Source organism: Actinomadura sp. NPDC000600, assembly GCF_040492135.1.
In the GTDB taxonomy this organism is placed as follows: domain Bacteria; phylum Actinomycetota; class Actinomycetes; order Streptosporangiales; family Streptosporangiaceae; genus Spirillospora.
On the sequence record NZ_JBEUPD010000012.1, the window covers coordinates 215,197 to 234,757 of the forward strand.

Genomic DNA, 19,561 nt, shown 5'->3' on the forward strand with positions numbered 1-19,561 from the left:
GGGCGTCACAAGGGATGTCCTGCCCCGGGCCCGGCCGTCAGCGCACCGTTGCGATCACGCGCTGGTAACTCGTCAGTGGAGGGGTTCCGGTGTCCGTCACCTGGAAGACGATGTGGATCCTCTGCCCGCGCTTCGCGTCCTCCGGCACGACGAAGGACGGATGGCCGCCTGTGGCGCCGGTCAGAGTCACCACTCCCGGGTACGACCCGGCCTCCTGGTACTGCCACCACGTGCAGGTGCGGGTGTTCCCGTCCGGGTCGGCCGTGACGCCGCGCAGGTGCACCGTCTGGCCGGGCTTGACGCCGATGTCGCGGAGGCCGGGCGGCACGTAGGCGACCGGCCGGTGGTTCGCCTGGTCGTAGCGGTCGGCCGTCGTCCAGTCGACGCGGGCGGCGAAGTCGTTCTGGAGGTCGGCGGTCCAGCGGGCCTGCGGGTAGGACTTGTCCTTCTGGCCCGTGTCCGGGTTGAGGTCGGTGACCTGGTCGCCGGGCCTACCGAGGTAGGAGGGCTTGTCCGTCCATAGGCGCGGCCCGACCTGGACGAAACGTCCGGCCCAGCCTCCGAGGGCCGGGTCCTCGGCGCTTCGCAGGCCCGTCGGGATGTGCTGGAAGAACGACGGCGAGTCGCCCTCGGAGACGAACTCGCCGGGGCCGAAGTCGACGCCGCCGGCACGGCGCGGCCCGACGGGGTAGTCCTGGTTCAGCGGGCCCCTGACGATGTTCTCCGTCATCCACGGCCCCTGGAAGTAGGTTTGGAGCGCCCCGGGCACCCGGCTCTTCCACTTGTAGGCGAAGGGCTCGAACTGCTCGTTGTTCATGATCACCCGGACGTCCGGCCAGTTCTCGGCGATGTAGTCCTTATAGGTGGTGTCCTGGTCGAGGATGATGTAGATGACGGCCTTGTCGGAGACCTTGCGGTAGACGAACGGCCATTCCGGGGTCCCCTGGTACTGGTCCTGGATTGATTTGAGAGCGCGCGCGACGGTGTTCGTCCCGCCCCAGACGTCGAGCCAGAGGGGCCCGGGTTCGTCGTCGAGGAGCTTGCGCTTCATGAGGTCCGATGCCGGAGTGTCCGCGGCCATGTCGCCGACGTTCTCGATGTTGCCGACGCGCTCGATGGCCACCAGGTCGGCCGGCTTCGGGTATCTCCGGTCGTGCCTGACGAGTTCGGGGTACGCCCGCGCGTAGCCGCCGTTGATCATGTCCGTCGTCCATGTCGTCCCCCGCCAGTTGTGCGCGGGGATCGTGCTTCCGTTCCCGGCCCAGTGGAAACGCGAACTGCTGAGCGTGATGCCTTCGACGTCGAGATCGTTCGTGTAGAGCAGGAACCGGTGGAACGACGCCTGGTCGTCGATCTCGCCGTCCGAGGAGATGATGACCCGGGGCCGGTGTTGTGCCGCACTGGCCGCTTCCGAGAGAGCGGAGGCGGCGCCGGGGCTCGTGCGGGGGCCGCACCACCTGCTGGCCGTCGTGGCCGCGTCCGCGGGTGCCTGCGCCAGCAGTGCGGCGACGGTGGCCGCGGCCACCGGAAGCGCTTTCCAGGCTCGCCGCGAAGCGGTCGAGGGAAGCGCCGTCGCCGGACTGCGCCATTCGGAGCGGAGGGGGTGGGATGGCATGCGCGGTCCTCTCTTCCTGATCATTTCGCGCGCGGTGGGCGCGGCTACCGGGCGGGCCGACGCGCCGGTGCTTCACAACGGCGGATGCGGGCGGCGAAGTCGCTCAGATATCGCCGACGCCATCGGCTGACGCTCTTCGCGCCGGGGTAGATCCCCTCCGCGACGGCCGGGTCCTGATCGTCACACCACCAGTTCGGGTGCGCGGTGGACGGCCGACCCGCCCGTTCGAGGGAGGGCGTCACGGCCGTGAACTCCCCGCCCAGACCGTCGAGACCGGAGAAGTCGCTCTCGATCCGGTACGACCAGACCTGCGGCGCCTTCGGCGAGAAACGGAAGCGCAGCGTTCTGCCGTCGTAGACGGCAAGCGAAGGCACCCGGCCGTCGGTCATCATCCGCGCCGAATTGGCGGAGGTGTAGCCGTCGGGGACGGGCAGGACGAACTCGGTCACGCCGCAGGCCTCGACGATGTCCGCACGGGTCGTCATGCGGTCGAAGACGGTCTTCCTCCCGTCCCAGACGGGAACGTACCGGCCTCCCCAGCTCGGCTTCTCCGGGTTCCGCCCGCCCCGCAGGAACCAGGCGACGTTCGGACCGTCGCCCATCTTGAACTCGCCGTCGCGCTGCGCGGCGAAGAAGTCGCCGAGCGCCCCACGGCCGGCGATGTGCGCCGCCACGAACGCGGTGTTCCCCCAGTCGCCGGTCTGGTCGCCGCCGGTGAACCATCCGCGGTACGTGGAGTTCGACTCGATGATCCACAGATCGGGGAAGCGGGTCTCGATGTAGTCGTAGGCGTCGACGCTCCACATCTTGTTCGGCCCGCCGATCCAGAGGACGCGCAGTTTCGGCAGGATGTCGGGAGCGTCGTGCAGCGCCTGGGCGAGGTCGTCGAGCCCGCCGCCGATCAGCAGGTGCAGCGGGCGCGGATCCCTCCGGTGGGCGCGCTCGACGATCAGATTCGAGCCCTCGGACGGTTCACCGAACCCCGACGGACGCTGCCAGCCGTACCCGGGCGCCCCCTCCACGGTGAGCGCGCGGAGCCGTCCGGGCGCCGGGTAGGCGGGCGAGTACGTTAGCAGGTTCGGGAAGTCCCGCTCGTAGGCATCGATCACGGTGAAGATGTCGTCGACCGTGCCGTCACCGAACGGCGCCTGTACGAGGCCTTCGATGTCGAACAGGTCCGCGTACACGAGGAAGTGGACGGCGCACTGCCAGTCGTCCGGATCGGTCCCGCCAACGTCGTCGCACCAGATCACGCGTGGACGGCCACGGTGCCCGCCAAGGCCACCGGACGCCGCGGCCGGGCCCGCCACCCCTGCGGCCCCGGCCATGGCGCCCACGGCGACGGCCCCCGTGCGCCGCATGAACTCCCGCCGTCGGATGGCCGGTTCGGCGGAGTCCGCGGCCGAACCGGTCGCCCGTCCGCCGGGTCTCGTGCTGGTCATAGGGCAACGCCTTCCATGGGCGGGCTCCTGTTCTACCGGGGGCGGACGAGTCGGGTGCGCGACGGAGTCAGGCCGCAGCCGATATCGCACCGGACGTCGCCATTCTGAATATAAATTCACAAGGTGATTTTGATTCTCTACGGTATGGCCGAGCCGTTGCAGCGTCAAGAGCCGCCCTGGACGAAGCCCCTCCCTTGAGAGGTCATGCACAACATAGCTGCAGATCAGAGCCCTATTGAATTTTCATTCAGCCCTCACGTCGATACTCCGAGAGTCATCCATCTTGAATATATATTCAACTACGAAATTAAATGAAAGACCCTATTGCGGCGACGATTTCCCGATGCCACGATCTCGGCGATCCCTCTGCAGGCCCGGCGCCGATCGTCCCCTGGATCGGCCCAGGATCGTCACGGGCCCTCCGCGCCGTGACGGAAAGGAGTTGGTCGCATGAGACCCGTCCGGCCCGGAATCACGCGCTCCAGACGGCACCTCGTCGCCCTGACCGCAGCACCACTGATCGCCGCCGGCCTCGTCACCGGAGTGTCCGCGATCCAGGCGCAGGCGGCCGCCGGCTGTGCGGTGACCTACACGACCAGCGACTGGGACGGCGGCTTCACCGCCGGCGTCAGCATCAAGAATCTCGGTGACGCGGTCAACGGATGGACGCTGGGCTTCACCTTCCCCGATTCCGGCCAGAAGGTGAGCAGCGGCTGGTCGGCCACCTGGAGCCAGAGCGGGCGGAACGTCACCGCCAAGAGCATGGACTGGAACGCCGCGATCGCCTCCGGAGGCTCCGTCGAGATCGGATTCAACGGCCTCTCGTCCGGCCCGAACCCCAAGCCCTCGTCCTTCACCCTCAACGGCGCGGCCTGCACCGGATCCACCGACCCCGGCTCCCCCACTCCCACGCCGACCGACACCCCGCCCCCGGGCTCAGGTACCTGCGACACCGCCCTCTCCGGCTGGGCGGCCGTCGCGGGGGCCGGCCGCAATTCGACGACCGGGGGCGGCGACGCGACCCCGCAGACCATCACAACGCTGGGAGACCTGCAGAAGTACGCGGGCGACTCCACGGCACGCGTCCTCCGGATCTCCGGAACCATCAACACCGGCACCAGCGCCGTGAACATCGCGAGCAACAAGACCCTGGTCGGCGCCGACAAGAACGCCACCATCCAGGGCGGGCTCAACATCGAGTCCGGGCACAGCAACATCATCGTCCGCAACCTGAACATCCGCGGCCCCGGGTACGGCCACTACCCCGCCGACACGCTCGCGGCGCGCGGCTCGGACCACCTCTGGTTCGACCACCTGAACGTCCAGGACGCGGGCGACGGCCTCCTGGACCTCACCAAGGGCTCGGACTTCCTCACGGTGTCCTGGGTGAAGTTCTGGTACACCGACCGCAACAACTCGCACCGCTTCGCCAGCCTGATCAGCGCCGGCGCCGACCACGACTCCACGGACGCGGGCAAGGAGAACGCGACCTTCCACCACAACTGGTTCGCAGAGCTGGTCGACCAGCGGATGCCGCGGATGCTCTTCGGCAAGGGGCACGTCTACAACAACTACTACACGGCCACCGGCAACACGTACGCCGTCGGCGTGGGCGCGCTCGCTTCGGTCCTGATCGAGAACAACTACTTCAAGGGCACGCACAACCCCCACCAGTTCATGTACGACCGCCCGTCGTACATCACAGCCCGCGGCAACGCCTACGACAACACCAGTGGCAAGCGGGACAGCGGAGCCGGCGGCACGGGAGGCGGCGTCACCCCGTTCACCAACCCTCCGTACAGCTACAAGCCGGACACCGCGGCCGACGTCCCCGGCATCGTCAGCCGCTGCGCCGGCCCGCAGTAGGCGAGAGGGATATCGCGGAACGGGCTCGTCGCGAAAGATTCTTGAATGTATATTCATCGCTGAATACAACTTGTCGGCACGAGTCGCCTGTGTAATCATCACGGGCAATCCAGCCAACTGGAGGTAGTCGGCCCGCCGGAAATCCGGCGAGCATGCGCGGCGTGCCGCGGCGCGTCACTCGCTTTAAGACGACCACGGCAAAAAGGCCTGCAGTCGATTTAGGAAGCGCTGTCCTTCAGCGGCCGCATCCGTCGAAAGGGTCACTCCCAAGGGTTCGATCACCGGATGGTGTGCGGATGCCGATCGCAGGCTGAGTCGCGTCACGCGTGCCGTCTGGACTGCGAGGAAAGGGTTCGAATGTTGTCAACGAGGCATAGGCCGTTCGCGGTGCTGTGCACCGCGGTCGCCACAGTGATGCTGCTGTTGTTGCAAGGCATCGGAGCTGTGGAGGCGGCGGCGTCCACGGATGGCTGGGCGAGGATCGAGGCGGAGAGCTACACCGGTTCGGGTGGCTCGCTGCAGACCTGCAACGGCGTGCTGTGCTATGTCGGAGCCAACGCCTGGGTCCAGTACAACGGCGTGGACCTGCACACCGGCACCGACACCGTCCAACTGAACGCCGCCAACGGCGGCGGCGACACCAAAGTCCAGGTCTGGATCGGCGGAACCAACACCGCCACCCTCACCATCGGCGGCACCGGAGGCTGGGACACCTACCAGACCAAATCCCTCACCCTGCCCCCCCAAAACGGCGTCCAGGACGTCAAACTCGTCTTCGTCAACGGCAACCTCAACCTCGACTGGCTCACCTTCTCCGGAACCTCCACACCCCCGCACAACGACGGCACCGTCTTCGCCGTCAACGCCGGCGGAAACGCCTACACCGCCTCCGACGGCACCACATTCACCGCCGACACCGGCTTCACCGGAGGAACCACCTACACCACCACCAACCCCATCGCCGCAACCACCGACGACCCCCTCTACCAAACCGAAAGATACGGAAACTTCACCTACAAAGCCACCGTCCCCAACGCCGCATACCTGGTCACCCTCTACTTCGCCGAGACCTACCACACACAAACAGGAAAACGCAGCTTCGACGTCCAAATGGAGGGCACCGAACGCATCACCGACCTCGACATCTACGCCAAAGCAGGAGCCAACACCGCCTACACCACCCAAACCCCCGTCACCGTCACCGACGGAGCACTCGACCTCAAATTCATCTCCAACGTCGAGAACGCCAAGGTCAACGCCATCAAGGTGATCACGGCCGGACCCGCCGAGGACCCCGTCGCCGCCTTCACCGTCTCCCCCGAGCGGCCCAAGCCCGGAGAGACCGTCACCGTCGACGCGTCCGGCTCCTTCGACCCCAACGGCACCATCACCGCCTACAAGATCGACTTCGGGGACGGCGCCACCGCGAACACCGCGACCGCCACCCACAAGTACACCGGCGAAGGCGGCTACACCGTCACGGTGACCGTCACCGACAACGACGGCCGCACCAGCACCGCCAAGAAGACGATCTCCGTATCCCAGAAGCAGAAGTACCGGATCGTCGTCTCGTCGGACTTCCCGACGCTGGACGGAGCGAACAGCGACCCGGACGACGTCCAGTCGATGGTCCGCTTCCTGATGTACAGCAACGAGTTCGACATCGAGGGAATGCTGGCCACGGCCGCCACCACGCGCAACGTCGCCAACAAGCAGAACATGCTGGCCGCGATCGACAAGTACGCGCTGGTGTACCAGAACCTCAAGAAGCACGACCCCGACTACCCCAGCCCGGACTACCTGCGTTCGATCGTCCACCAGGGCCGCAACGGCACCTGGGGCGGATCGACCGGCAACAACATCGGGGCCGGCAAGGACAGCGACGCCTCGGACGCGGTCATCAGCATCGTCGACAAGGCCGATTCGCGGCCCGTGTGGTTCTCCATCTGGGGCGACAACAGCCAGGTGGCCCAGGCGATCTGGAAGGTGAAGAACACGCGCAGCCAGGCCGAGCTGGACCGCTTCCTCAGCAAGATGCGCATCTTCGCCATCGCGCACCAGGACGACACGATCGACTGGATGAAGCAGAACTTCCCGAACCTGTTCATCATCCACTCGAACACCACCTACGGCGGGATGTTCTGCAACAGCGGCGACACCTCGCTGTGCAACCTGGCGTGGCTCGACGCGAACATCCGCAACAACCACGGGCCGCTCGGGGCCGTGTACCCGCCGAGGGGATGCTGCATCACAGGGGTCCAGGAGGGCGATTCGCCGTCGTTCCTGCACCTGCTCAGCGCGAACCGCGGGATCAACAACCCCGAAGACCCCACGCAGCCCAGTTGGGGCGGCCAGTACAAGCGCGACGGATCGACCAACCACTGGGTCGACGGGCCCGGCGGAGGAACCATCTCCAGGTGGCGCGCCGACTTCCAATCGTCCTTCGCCGAACGCGCGGACTGGAACCTCCCATGAGCGTCGGCTGACACAAGGACGCAGTTCCACCAGATCCGGGGGCCTGAAGGCGTTGAAAGGCGACGCCTTCAGGCCCTTCCCGTGACGGGAGGTGGCCATATCGGCAGGTCGGCTCCGCCGCTAGAGCGGATTCAAGTCTCTCGTCCGCAAAGAAGAAAGGATTCTAATGTCGTCAAGAAGGCATAGGCCGTTCATGGTCCTGTGCACGGCAGCCGTGACAACGATGCTCCTGCTGCTGCAATGCGTCAGCGCCGTTCCGCGGGCCTCGGCCGCGGCCACCATAGATGGGTGGACGAGGATCGAGGCGGAGAGCTACACCGGTTCGGGTGGCTCGCTGCAGACCTGCAACGGGGTGCTGTGCTATGTCGGAGCCAACGCCTGGGTCCAGTACAACGGCGTGGACCTGCACACCGGCACCGACACCGTCCAACTGAACGCCGCCAACGGCGGCGGCGACACCAAAGTCCAGGTCTGGATCGGCGGAACCAACACCGCCACCCTCACCATCGGCGGCACCGGAGGCTGGGACACCTACCAGACCAAATCCCTCACCCTGCCCCCCCAAAACGGCGTCCAGGACGTCAAACTCGTCTTCGTCAACGGCAACCTCAACCTCGACTGGCTCACCTTCTCCGGAACCTCCACACCCCCGCACAACGACGGCACCGTCTTCGCCGTCAACGCCGGCGGAAACGCCTACACCGCCTCCGACGGCACCACATTCACCGCCGACACCGGCTTCACCGGAGGAACCACCTACACCACCACCAACCCCATCGCCGCAACCACCGACGACCCCCTCTACCAAACCGAAAGATACGGAAACTTCACCTACAAAGCCACCGTCCCCAACGCCGCATACCTGGTCACCCTCTACTTCGCCGAGACCTACCACACACAAACAGGAAAACGCAGCTTCGACGTCCAAATGGAGGGCACCGAACGCATCACCGACCTCGACATCTACGCCAAAGCAGGAGCCAACACCGCCTACACCACCCAAACCCCCATCACCGTCACCGACGGAGCACTCGACCTCAAATTCATCTCCAACGTCGAGAACGCCAAAGTCAACGCCATCAAGGTGTCTCTCGCCGGGCCGGCGGCAGCCTTCACCTACACCCCCGCCAAGCCCGTCCCGCACGAGACCGTCACCTTCGACGGTTCGACCTCCAGCGACGCTGACGGCACCATCACCGCCTACGCCTGGAACTTCGGAGACGGCACCACCGGCACCGGGCAGAAGGCCACCCACACCTACACCGCGGCCGGCGACTACAAGGTCACACTGACCGTCACCGACAACGACGGCAAGAGCGGAAGCCAGAGCCAGACGGTCAAGGTCTACTCCGGCGACCCCGTCTCCGCGTTCACCGTCTCCCCCGAGTTCCCCAAGCCCGGAGAGACCGTCACCGTCGATGCGTCCGGCTCCTTCGACCCCGACGGCACCATCAGCGCCTACAAGATCGACTTCGGGGACGGCGCCACCGCCGGTACCCGGACCGCCACCCACAAGTACGCCGGCGAAGGCAGCTACACCGTCACGGTGACCGTCACCGACAACGACGGCCACACCGGCTCCGCCAAAAAGACGATCTCCGTCAGCAAGGCGACGTCCCTCAAGCCGCGCGTGGTCGTGCTGACGGACATCTCCACCTGGGAGCCGGATGACCACGAGTCGCTGACGCGGCTCCTCGCCCATGCGGACATGTATGAGATCGAGAGCATCGTCCTGACGACCGGCTGGAGCATCGACACCCTCAACGACCCCACCAAGAGCGGCTTCATCAGCATCATCAACGACACGATCAACGCGTACGAGAAGGACCTGCCCAACCTGATGAAGCGCTCGAACCAGGTGGGCTTCGCAGCCGACGAGAGCAGGCAGGAGATCGGGTACTGGCCGAGCGCCCAGTACCTGAGGAGCCGGGTCATGACCGGAAGCCGGAACCGGGGTGTCCAGTTCCTGGGCGCCTCCAACGACTCCCCCGGCAGCAACGAGATCATCAAGCTGGCGGACGAGAACGACGCCCGTCCGCTCTACGTCACCGTCTGGGGCGGCGGGAACACGGTCGCCCAGTCCATCTGGCGCGTGAAGCAGGACCGGACGCAGGCGCAACTGGACGCGTTCCTCCGCAAGCTCCGCGTGTACACCATCACCGACCAGGACAGGGACTCCTCCCAGCCGCTCAGCTACAGCTCGCACCAGTGGATGCGCAGCGTCTCGGGAGGCAACCTCCTCTTCATCTGGGACGAATGCGCCTGGAAGTTCCAGAACGGAACCGGCAAAGCGAACTGGAACCAGTACGCGACCGATATCCAGGGCCACGGAAACCTCGGCAGGCAATACCCCAAGTACGTCTACGGCGTAGAGGGCGACACCCCGTCCTTCCTCTACGTCACGCCCACCGGCCTCAACGACCCGGACCATCCCAACCAGGCCAGCTGGGGCGGAACGTACAAGGGAGACTCGAACAACGTCTGGACGGATTCCAGTACCTGCGGGACGTACAACAACCGCTTCTACTCGGCCTCCTACAACAACTTCGCGGCGCGGATGGACTGGGCGCAGTCCGGTTCCGGCAACCGGAACCCCGTCATCGTCCTCGACGGCGACAACGGCGTCAGCGTCCTGAAGAAGACTCCCCGCCAGGGCACCGCGGTCACGCTGGACGCCTCCAAGACGACCGACCCTGACGGGAACAACCTCACCTACAGCTGGTGGATCCAGTCCGACGCCGGCACCTACCCCGGAACGGTCAACATCTCCAACAGCTCTTCAAGCACCGCCACGATCAACGTGCCGTCCGATTCCGCCGGAAAAATCTTCCACGTGATCCTGGAGGTGAAGGACAACGGCGAGCACAACCTCAGCGACTACCGCCGAATAGTCTTCGAACCGACCTCATAGCGCTTCGTCATCGCCTGGGACAGGCCCCCGGCGAGCCCTGACGACGGGCGGCCACCGCTGTGATCACCTGGGTCTCCAGGAACCTCCGATCCGCGGTGGCCGTGCCGTCCTCATGCTGAACCCTCAGAAGTCCCCACTGACCCGCGTATCGGCTTACGGACGGATCGGGGTCCCCATACGAAGGCGGGCGGCAAGCGCCGCCGCACCTCTGGCGGCCAGCGCGACGCTGGTCAGGGTGGGGTTGCAGGCGTTGGCGGTGGGGATCAGACCGTTGCCGGCGAGGACCAGGCCGTCCGTGCCCCAGAGGCGCGAGTAGGTGTCGCAGACGCTGGTTCCGTCGTCGGCAGGGCCCATCCTGAACGTCCCCATGTAATGGAGCGAACTGCCCGCAGGCATCGCACGCGGCATTCCCGGCAGGAAGTCGCCGAAGAGCGCCGCGGCACGGAGCGCGACGGACCGCGCCCGGTCCAGCTCCGCTTCCTCTCGTTCGGTGAGTTCGTAGGCGATGCGGATGGCGGGCAGGCCGGTGTCGTCCGGTGCGCCGTCGTCGAAGGTGACGCGGTCGGATGACCGGGGCCACTTGCGCACGCCCCAGCCCATGCCGATGTAGCCCGCCGGATTGTCGGCCTGCGGGTGGTCGGGTGGGAGTGGCACCGGACAGGTCGGGGTGAACATCAGCTGGGCGTGGAACGGATGGGCGGTGTCGCTGTACCCGAGGTTGACTGCCGTGGTGATCGGGTCGAGGGACCGGGCCCGGACGGCGGGCAGGGTTCCGGGCCGCACCGCGACCACGCCGAAGAGCAGCGGATGCTCGGTGAGGTAGCGGCCCAGCGCGGGGGGACGGATGCCCGAAGCCCACAGCAGTTGCGGGGTGCGGAGAGCGTCGGCGGCGACCACCACGGCGTCCGCCTCCAGCCGTTCCGAGGCACCGGTCTCCTGGTCGCGCAGGACAGCGCCGGTCACCCGGTTGCCCGACACCAGCAGCCGCGTGCACAGGGTCCGCGGGCGGAGAAGGAATCGGCCCGGGCGGGGAAGCACCACGTCGGTGCCGGCCCACCGCAGCATGCCGTCGGGCTTCGGATCCGCCGCGATCGGCAGACGCCTTACCGGAACGTCCGGAAACGCGTCCGCGAGTAGCGCGAGCGCGGCGTCGGCCTGCGGTGATTCGGTGAACGCGGAGTGGGTGGTGTGCAGCAGCCGCTCGGCGTCGGTGACGTGCTCCTCCCACTCGGCGGGATCTATGAAGGCGACGCGCTCGGTACCGGTGGGCCGGGGAGTGGCGCAGGTCCAGTGTGCGCCCTGCCCGCCCACGCAGGTGGAGACGGCAGCCGCGGGCATGCCGCCGGAGCCTTTCGCCGGGCGCCCGATGAGGTGCGTTCCGTGCCTGGCGGTGACGGTCCCTTCTGCGACGGTGCCGCCGGGCACGCCTGCCACGCCGGGCAGGCCCGCGGTCCCCTGGGAGGCGTCGCGCGCCGCGGCCTGCCCGCCGGGCTCGGGAATGTTCTTGATGTTCATGCCGGGCGGGTCGGTCAGGATCGGCCCGGCGTCCACCATGACCACCTGGACGGACGGCAGCGCCTCGGTCAGCAGGCGGGCGTAGGCGGCACCGGTGGGTCCGCTGCCCACGATGAGGACTCTCGTCACGCGTTCTCCTCCTCGGCACGGAGCCCGGCCTGAAGCGCGCGGGCGCTCAGTACGCCGAGCGCGACAGCGGTCAAGGTCGGGTTGCACGCGGTGGCGGTGGGGATGACGTTGTTGCCTCCGACGTAGAGGTTGTCCGTGCCCCAGACCCGGCCGGTGGCGTCGCAGACGCTGGTGCCGTCGTCCGCCGGCCCCATTCGCGTGGTCCCCTGGTAGTGCAGGGAACTGCCCGCGGGCATGACGAACGGATCGTCGAGCGGCCGGCCGAGCGCCTTCGCGGCCGCTTTGATCTCGGCGGTGGCCGCCGCGACGGCGGAGCGGTCGGCAGCCGTCAGGCGGTACTCGATGCGGATAGCGGGCATGCCGTGCTCGTCGAGCTCACCTTCGTCGAACCAGACCCGGTCGTCGGCGGAGAGTTCCTTGCGGCAGAACCAGCCGAGGCCGACGACCTGCCCGGGCCGGACGGTGGTACCGGGGTCGAGGGGCACCGGTGAGGCGTCGAGCTGCATGACCTGCCCGTGGAACGGCCGGTCGGCGGCGTAGGGCACCCAGGAGACCCCCGAGAGGGGGACGATGGCCGTGCCAGGAGCCGAGGTCTGGAGGATGCCGGGTTCGTCCAGTAGCGCGGCTGCCATGACCTGCGGCTGGTCGTTCAGGTAGCGGCCGAGTGCGGCGGGACGGATGCCGGAGGCCCACAACAGCCGCGGAGTGCGCAGAGCATCGCCGGCCACGACGACCGCCCGTGCCGTGACCCGCCGCACGGAGCCGGTGGCGATGTCGACCGTCTGGACGCCGGTGGCGCGGCGGCGGTCCTCGACCAGCACCCGCCGTGCCAGCATCCCGGGGGCCAGCGTCACCCCGGGGCGCCGCCACAGGTCGCCGGCGATGACGGCGGGACCTGTCCAGTGCGGCGAACCGTCGGCGCCCACGGTCACCGCCATCGGCATGGGGCCGACCGGGCGGACGCCGGGCCGGTCGAGCCGCTCGCCGAGCACCTTCTGCACCATCGGGGTCAGCGGTGCCCGGTCGAAGGCGTGCGTCGTGACCTGCAGGAGCTGCTCGGCGCGGGCGAGGGCGGCGTCGAACGCGGCCGGGTCCAGGAAGTCGGGGATCTCGTCGTCGCCGGGGCGGGGGCACGCGCAGGTCCAGTGCGCGCCCATCCCGCCGACGTTGGTGGAGACGGCCGCGTTCGGCATGGCGGGCGTGCCGATCAAGGCGGTGCCGGGCCGCGGTGGCGTCGCACCTGCCGGAGTGCGCCTTCCCGTCACCGCGGCCACCGCCGACGCGCGGGTCGAGGGGTCCGCGATGTTCTTGACGTGCCCGCCGGCCTCGGGCCCGAGCACCGGGCCGGCGTCCAACACGAGCAACCGCAGCGACGGCTCCAGGTCGGCGAGCTCTCGCGCGATGGCGGTGCCGACCGGTCCGGAGCCGACGATCACTACGTCGTAGCCGCTCACAGCGCCTCCAGAATGCTCTTGCACATCCGCTGGTGGGCGGCGACCTGGTCGAAGGCGTTGTGGCGGGCGGTATAGGCGTGGGCCTCGTATTCGCTGGAGATGAAGCCGGTGTACCGCTGCTCGCGCAGCACCGCGAGCACGGCCGGGTAGTCGATCGACGGATCCTCGCCGTCGGTGATGCCGTAGAACTTGCCGTGCACATGGACGACGTGCGGGAAGAAGTCCGCCCATCGGTCCGGCTGCATCCGGCCGTGCATGGTGAGCAGCATCTTCAGGTGGCCGACCTGGTCGGGGCGGGCGCCGAGGGCGGCGGCGCGCTGCTCCAGGTCACCGAACTTGGCGATGGCCGGCCCCGGTTCGGCCCACGCCTGCTCGGCCAGTCCGGTCAGCGCCGGTGCGATGCACGCCGCCCGGTGGGCGTCGGCCACCGCGTCGGGGAGGGCGCGCATGCTGGCGCTGAAGTCCGGGATGAACCCGAGCCATTCGGTCTCGAGGCGGGTGAAGAACTCCTTGAGGGCCGCGACCGGAGGCGCGTCCAGGGTGAGCGGGCTGTGGATCTCCACGCCGATCCGGATCCGCAGCTTCTCCGCCAGTGGCAGGAGCCGGGTGAGCACAGCCGGACCGCATTCGGCGCCCACGCGGACCACAGGGAACCCCAGCGCCGCGGCGCCGCGCAGCTGCACGGCGAGGTAGTCGTACGCCTCGTCGTCGCCGAGCAGTCGGCCGGGGCGGAGCGCGAGATCCAGATTGATCGCCAGGCAGGACGGGACGAGCCCGGTGTCGTCGAGCGCGCCGCGTACCGTGCGGACGAGTTCCTCGTCGGGACGCGGCCAGCCGCGCAGGCTCTGGAAGGCGACGATCTCCAGCCCGGGGCCCAGCCCGCGGGCCGCGACGTCGCGGATCAGCGTGATCACGTCCGTGCCGGGCCGCCGCTGTTCCAGTGTGAGGCTGAAGAGGGTGGTGCCGAGGCGGGGAAGCCCGATGGCGGTGTCGGTCACGGTCGCCTCGCTGCGAGGGTGCGGTCGGTGCGGCTGGTGGACAGCAGCGGCTGCCGGTCGGGGCCGGTGAGGATGTAGGGGATGGACAGGCCCAGTTCGAGCCCGATGCGGTGCTCGCCCGCATCCCCGGGAACGTGCAGGATCAGCGGGTCGGTGGTGAACCAGTACTCATGGGTCAGGCCGGTGAGCTCCTCCCAGGCGCGGCGCACGCCGTTGACCGTCACCTGCGGGACGACCGGCGCGCCGTCCACGGTCACGTCGAGTCGGACCACGCACGACAGCGGCAGGGCGCGGTACCAGTGCGTGTGGACGGCGATGTCGAGGCCGTCCGGGGTGGCGGTGAGCGCGTCGTCGCGCAGAACCTGATCGTCGAGGGGGCCCATCAGCGTCCTTCTTCCTCGTCGCCGGGCGCGCTCTCGGAGGCCTGGAGTGCGCGGAGCAGGGCATGCTGGCGGCGGACCTGGTCGCGGCCGCGGTACGGCTCTCGCCGGCCCTCGTACTCGCTGGACAGCCAACCGCTCCAGCCGTGCCGCAGCAGCGTGCCGACGATCGGCGACCAGGGCACGTGCAGGTCGGTGAGGGCGTCGTCGATCTCGAAGAACTTGGCCTGGATGAAGTGGACATGCGGGAGGATCTCGACGAGGTCGTCCATCGGCACGGCCAAGGGTTCCAGGAACGCCGGCCGCTTCTTGCCCTCGATGCCCTCGTGCCCGTCGTCAACCGGCGCGGTCTGGAAGATGCCGGTGTCGATCAGAAGCTTGAAGTGGTCGGTGCCGGTCTTCTCGATGAAGTCCAGGTACGCCTGGGTCACCGGGTGCCGGATCGGAGTCGGGCTGTGGATCTCCGGGCAGAGGACGACGTCCAGCTCCTGGGCCAGGTCGAGGCTGCGTTCGACCGCCTCCCGCCAGACCGGGTGCGGGTCCAGTTCTGCGGAGACGACCCCGAACTTGGGGCGGATCGAGGAGAATCCGAGCCGTGCGGCGAGCCGCAGGTCCAGCCGGATCTGGTCGGCCGCCTCCCTGGCGGTCAGGTCGCGGTCGCGCCACATCGCGGTGTCCACCCACGAGCCGTAGTTCGTCGCGGTGAGCCCGTGTTCGCCGAGCAGCCGGTGCCAGTGGTCGATCCACTCGGCGGCCGGGGAGGGGTAGCCCGGGACGTTGCCTTCGCCGAGGATCTCGATGCCGGTGGCGCCGAGGTCGGCGATGTCGGCCATGGCGTCCTCCAGCGTCATGGCGGTGTACATGTCGCCGGAGTAGCTGTAGAGCGAGACGCCGTAGCGCAGGCCGCCGGCCGGGACCTCCGGAACGATCACCCGTTTCCCAGCGGCCCGGAACACCGAGCGGGCGACGAACGGCGGGAAGTACGGCCGGCGGAGATAGACGGCGACCTCGATGTCGTGCACACCGGGTGCCAGACCGCCGGGCTGCGGCACGGTCACCGTCGCGGTCTCGTCCAGCTGCCACCGCACGTCGGTGCTCGCGCGCAGCTCGTCGAGGGTGAAGGTACGGCCCTGCAGGGTGATCCGGGGGGCGTCGTGGTCCCGCTTCCGCCCGTCCACCACCACCTCGACGCCGTCGAGCAGGCTGCCCGCCACACCGCGGTAGTTGGGGTTGCGCAGGCGGAACTCGAAGCCGCCGGGCACGTTGCGGAAGCCGCGGTTCTGGATGATGTCGCGGTCGAGCACGATCAGCCGTCCTCCTTCTCGACGGTCACGGACAGGTAGGAGCGTTCGATGTCGGCACGGTTGCGCCGCAGTTCCTCGCCGGTGCCGGAGAGTGCCACCCGGCCGCGCTGCAGGACGTATCCGCGGTCGGCGACCTCGAGCACCAGGCGGACCTGCTGTTCGACGAGCAGCACCGCGCAACCGGAAGCGGCGAGGTCGCGCACCGCGGCGAGGAGCCGGTGCACGACGATCGGCGCCAGGCCGAGCGACAGCTCGTCGGCGAGGAGCAGTTTCGGCCGTGCGGCGAGCACCCGGCCGAGGCCGAGCATCTGCTGCTCTCCCCCGGACAGGAGGCCCGCGGGGCGGTCGAGGAGGCGTTCCAACTCGGGGAACGCGGCCAGCGCGAGGTCCATCGGGCCGCGACCGAGGCGCAGGTTCTCCCGGGTGGTGAGGCCGCGGAAGACCGACCGGTCGTCGGTGAGCAGCGCCAGGCCGCGCGCCGCGCGGGCGCGCAGGCCCTCGCGGGGGTCGGCGGAGCCGAGCACCTCCAGGTCGCCGCCGAGCGGGCGCAGCGCTCCCGCGGCGGTGAGCAGGGCGGTGGTCTTGCCGGCGCCGTTGGCGCCCATCAGCGCCACGATCTCTCCGGGCCGGACCTCCAGGTCGAGGTCGTGCACGACGGCGACCTCGCCGTATCCGGCCCTCAGGCCGGTGGTGCGCAGGGCCGCGGTCATGATCGCTCCTTCGCGGGCGCGGTCGCGGTGGAGAGCGCGGGCTGCGCTCCACCGAGGTAGGCGTCGACGACGCGCGGATCGGCGAGGACCTCGTCCGGTGTGCCCGCGGCGATCTGCTCGCCGAAGTCGAGGGCGATCGCCCGGTCCGAGACGCGCCGGACGAGCTCCACGTCGTGCTCGACGAGCAGGACCGCGATGCCCCAGTCGTCGGCCAGGTGCCGGATGAGGCCGCCGACCTCGGCGCGCTCGACCTCGGAGAGGCCGGCCGCCGGTTCGTCGAGCATCAGCACCTTCGGCGCGGCGGCGACGGCGCGGGCGATCGCGACCAGGTGGCGGGTGCCGTAGGGCAGTTCGGTGGGGAGCTGGTGCAGGTGCCCGGCGAGCCGGAAGGTGTCGATGGCGGCGACCGTCGCCCCGCTGATCCGCCCGCGGTCGGGCCGGACGAGGTCGATCAGGTAGGAGGCGGCGTCGGCCGGGTCGCCGGCGCAGCGCAGGTTGTCCAGCACCGTCATGTCCTCCAGCAGTTCCAGCGACTGGAAGGAGCGGGTCAGGCCGGCCCGGGTGCGGCGGAACGCCGGAAGCCCGGAGATCGGCCGGCCGTCCAGCTCCACGGTGCCGGAGGCGGGGACGAATCCGGAGAGGGCGTCCATCAGCGTGGTCTTGCCGGCGCCGTTCGGGCCGATCACCGCGACGACCTCTCCTGGCCGGACCTCCAGGGACACGTCGTCCACGGCCACGACGCTGCCGAAGCGGACGGTCACCCCGCGCGCCTCGAGGCGGCCGCCTGACGGGCGCCCGGCCGTTTGCCGGGCGGCCGCGATCTGCGCGTCCACCGCCGCGGCGCGCCGGCGGGCGAGGGGGTTCGGCGGCTGCGGCAGCCGGGCCCGCAGCGTCCGCAGGCGCGGCCTCCGCTCGCGCGGGGGGTGGGCGATCACGTCGGCGATGCCGTTGGGCTGCACGATCACCTGGACGATCAGGCCGATGCCGAGGATCAGCACAAGGTACCGGGCGATGTCGAAGAGCCAGGTGTTGGCGATCGCGGTGGCCAGGCCGCCGTTCTGCCCGATACCGCCGAACAGCGCGCCGGGGATGTAGCCGATGCCGCCGATCACCGACTGGATCAGCCCGTTGACGGAGGTGAGCGGGTCGTAGGAGGCGAAGGTCAGTGTCGGGTTGCGGAACGCGCTGAGCACGCCGCCGATCCCGGCGATCATGCCGGCGAGCACGAACGCGTACAGCTTGGTGGAGGCGACGTCGACGCCGAGTGCCGCCGCGGCGCGCTCGTTGGTGCGCACCGCGAGCATCCGGCGGCCCACCCGGCCGCGGCGCACGTTCGCCGTCATCAGCGCCAGCAGGACGAAGACCAGGCCGCACAGGATCGCGTAGCGGGCCGGGTAGACGATCGAGCCGACGTCGATGCCGAAGACCGACTGGAAGCCGACCTGCAGCCCGCCGGCGCCGCCGTTGAGATCGCTGTTGCGCAGGATGACCGCATTGATCGCCACGCCGAAGCCCAGGGTGGCGATGGCCAGGCTGACGCCCCGGGCGCGCAGCGCGGGCAGGCCCACGGCGAGCGCGACCGGTATCGCCGCCGCGCCGCCCACGAGGATCGCCAGCGCGAACGGGATGCCGGTGGCGGCCAGGACCCGCCCGGCGATGATGGCGCCGACCCCGGCGATCGGCACCTGCGCCAGGGAGAGCTGGCCGGCGTAGCCGGTGACGACGACCTGGGACAGCAGGATGATCGAGGTGACCAGGGTGACGGTGAGGCCGTCCAGGAGCTGCACTCCGAGCAGGGTCTGCGCGGCCACCGCGGCCAGGGCCACCGCGACGACGAGGCGGACCGGACGCACCCTGCCGCCGCCCACCCTGGGCAGCCGCTCGTTGACGTGGCTGCGCAGCGGCAGCGCGCGGCCCATCAGCATCAGCACCCCGATGATCACCAGGAACGGCACCGCGTCGCCGACGCCGGGCAGGTCCAGGTAGTGCGCGCACAGCGCCTGCAGGACGCCGAGCGCGATGCCCCCGAGCAGGGTGAGCGGGAACGAGCGCAGGCCGCCCAGCATGGCGCTGGCCAGGGTGGGGATGATCAGCAGGGCGAAGCTGTTGGGCTGGAGCTGGAGGCCCGGTGCCAACGCGATCCCGGCCACCCCGGCGAGGGCTCCGCCGAGTGCCCAGTTGGCGCCGCGCAGCCGGCCGACCCGCCAGCCGAGCGCGGCGAGCGACCGCGGGCTCTCGGCGACCGCCGAGGTGGCGAGGCCGAAGCGGGTGTGCTTGAACACGGCCCACAGGACGGCGGTCAACCCGGCCGAGAAGACGAACAGGATGAGCTGGTCGGCGCCGACGGCGATCGGCCCGGCGCGGACGGCCCCGGTCGGCAGGTACGGCTCTGGGATCTTCAGGGCGCTGCCGTAGACCAGCACGACGCCCTGCTGGAGGACGACGAACACGCCCAGGGTGGCGATCACCCGGGTCAGCGTCGAGGTCTCCGCGAGCGGGCGGATCACCAGGACGTACACGAGCCAGCCGATCAACGCGGAGGCGAGGACCCCGGCGGGCACGGCGATCAGGTGGCTGAGCCCGGCGGTGTCGGCCACGGAGTACATCACGTAGCCGCCGGCCATCGCGACCGCACCGTGCGCGAAGTTGATGACGCCCGAGCTGCGGAAGACGGCGACGACGCCCATGGCGCTGATCGCGTAGATGCCGCCGGTCGCGCAGCCGAGCGCGAACAACTGCAGGAACAGATTCATGACTTGGCC

The 19,561-nt window shown here is 69.2% G+C and carries 12 protein-coding genes; 3 read left to right on the forward strand and 9 right to left on the reverse strand.

What is annotated here, in order from left to right:
• Window positions 1–37: 37 nt before the first annotated feature.
• Complete coding sequence (locus ABWI07_RS19855) at window positions 38–1,525, reverse strand: DUF1593 domain-containing protein (protein ID WP_353819427.1); 1,488 nt, start codon at window positions 1,523–1,525, stop codon at window positions 38–40.
• Between the two features lie 134 nt (window positions 1,526–1,659).
• Window positions 1,660–3,057: a DUF1593 domain-containing protein gene (locus ABWI07_RS19860; RefSeq protein ID WP_353819428.1), complete on the reverse strand. Its 1,398-nt coding sequence runs from the start codon at window positions 3,055–3,057 to the stop codon at window positions 1,660–1,662.
• Window positions 3,058–3,507: 450 nt separating this feature from the next.
• Between ABWI07_RS19860 and ABWI07_RS19865 the strand changes: the two genes are divergently transcribed.
• From ABWI07_RS19865 to ABWI07_RS19875, 3 genes are all read left to right on the forward strand, one after another.
• Window positions 3,508–4,923: a cellulose binding domain-containing protein gene (locus tag ABWI07_RS19865; RefSeq protein ID WP_353819429.1), complete on the forward strand. Its 1,416-nt coding sequence runs from the start codon at window positions 3,508–3,510 to the stop codon at window positions 4,921–4,923.
• Window positions 4,924–5,280: 357 nt separating this feature from the next.
• Window positions 5,281–7,398 (forward strand): nucleoside hydrolase-like domain-containing protein, encoded by a 2,118-nt coding sequence (locus ABWI07_RS19870; protein ID WP_353819430.1) that lies wholly within the window; start codon window positions 5,281–5,283, stop codon window positions 7,396–7,398.
• Between the two features lie 223 nt (window positions 7,399–7,621).
• Window positions 7,622–10,309: a nucleoside hydrolase-like domain-containing protein gene (locus ABWI07_RS19875; RefSeq protein WP_353819446.1), complete on the forward strand. Its 2,688-nt coding sequence runs from the start codon at window positions 7,622–7,624 to the stop codon at window positions 10,307–10,309.
• Between the two features lie 153 nt (window positions 10,310–10,462).
• Here ABWI07_RS19875 and ABWI07_RS19880 read toward each other — a convergent pair whose 3' ends face one another.
• The 7 genes from ABWI07_RS19880 to ABWI07_RS19910 are packed head-to-tail and all read right to left on the reverse strand — an operon-like array spanning window position 10,463 to window position 19,552.
• A complete protein-coding gene (locus tag ABWI07_RS19880) occupies window positions 10,463–11,953 on the reverse strand; it encodes a GMC oxidoreductase (RefSeq protein WP_353819431.1) in 1,491 nt (496 codons plus the stop codon).
• Entirely contained in the window at window positions 11,950–13,407 is a 1,458-nt protein-coding gene (locus tag ABWI07_RS19885) for a GMC oxidoreductase (RefSeq protein WP_353819432.1), read from the reverse strand. Before ABWI07_RS19885 ends, ABWI07_RS19880 begins: the two co-directional genes overlap by 4 nt.
• The gene (locus tag ABWI07_RS19890; protein ID WP_353819433.1) at window positions 13,404–14,405 is read right to left on the reverse strand and encodes a sugar phosphate isomerase/epimerase family protein; all 1,002 of its coding nucleotides are present in this window, start codon (window positions 14,403–14,405) and stop codon (window positions 13,404–13,406) included. The genes ABWI07_RS19885 and ABWI07_RS19890 overlap by 4 nt, the downstream gene beginning before the upstream one ends.
• Window positions 14,402–14,788, reverse strand: a complete 387-nt coding sequence (locus ABWI07_RS19895; protein WP_149256833.1) for a C-glycoside deglycosidase beta subunit domain-containing protein — start codon at window positions 14,786–14,788, stop codon at window positions 14,402–14,404. The genes ABWI07_RS19890 and ABWI07_RS19895 overlap by 4 nt, the downstream gene beginning before the upstream one ends.
• A complete protein-coding gene (locus ABWI07_RS19900) occupies window positions 14,788–16,089 on the reverse strand; it encodes a C-glycoside deglycosidase beta subunit domain-containing protein (protein ID WP_353819434.1) in 1,302 nt (433 codons plus the stop codon). The genes ABWI07_RS19895 and ABWI07_RS19900 overlap by 1 nt, the downstream gene beginning before the upstream one ends.
• 2 nt (window positions 16,090–16,091) lie before the next feature.
• The gene (locus tag ABWI07_RS19905) at window positions 16,092–16,799 is read right to left on the reverse strand and encodes an ABC transporter ATP-binding protein (RefSeq protein WP_149256832.1); all 708 of its coding nucleotides are present in this window, start codon (window positions 16,797–16,799) and stop codon (window positions 16,092–16,094) included.
• Complete coding sequence (locus ABWI07_RS19910; RefSeq protein ID WP_353819435.1) at window positions 16,796–19,552, reverse strand: ABC transporter permease subunit; 2,757 nt, start codon at window positions 19,550–19,552, stop codon at window positions 16,796–16,798. Before ABWI07_RS19910 ends, ABWI07_RS19905 begins: the two co-directional genes overlap by 4 nt.
• Between the last annotated feature and the right edge of the window lie 9 nt (window positions 19,553–19,561).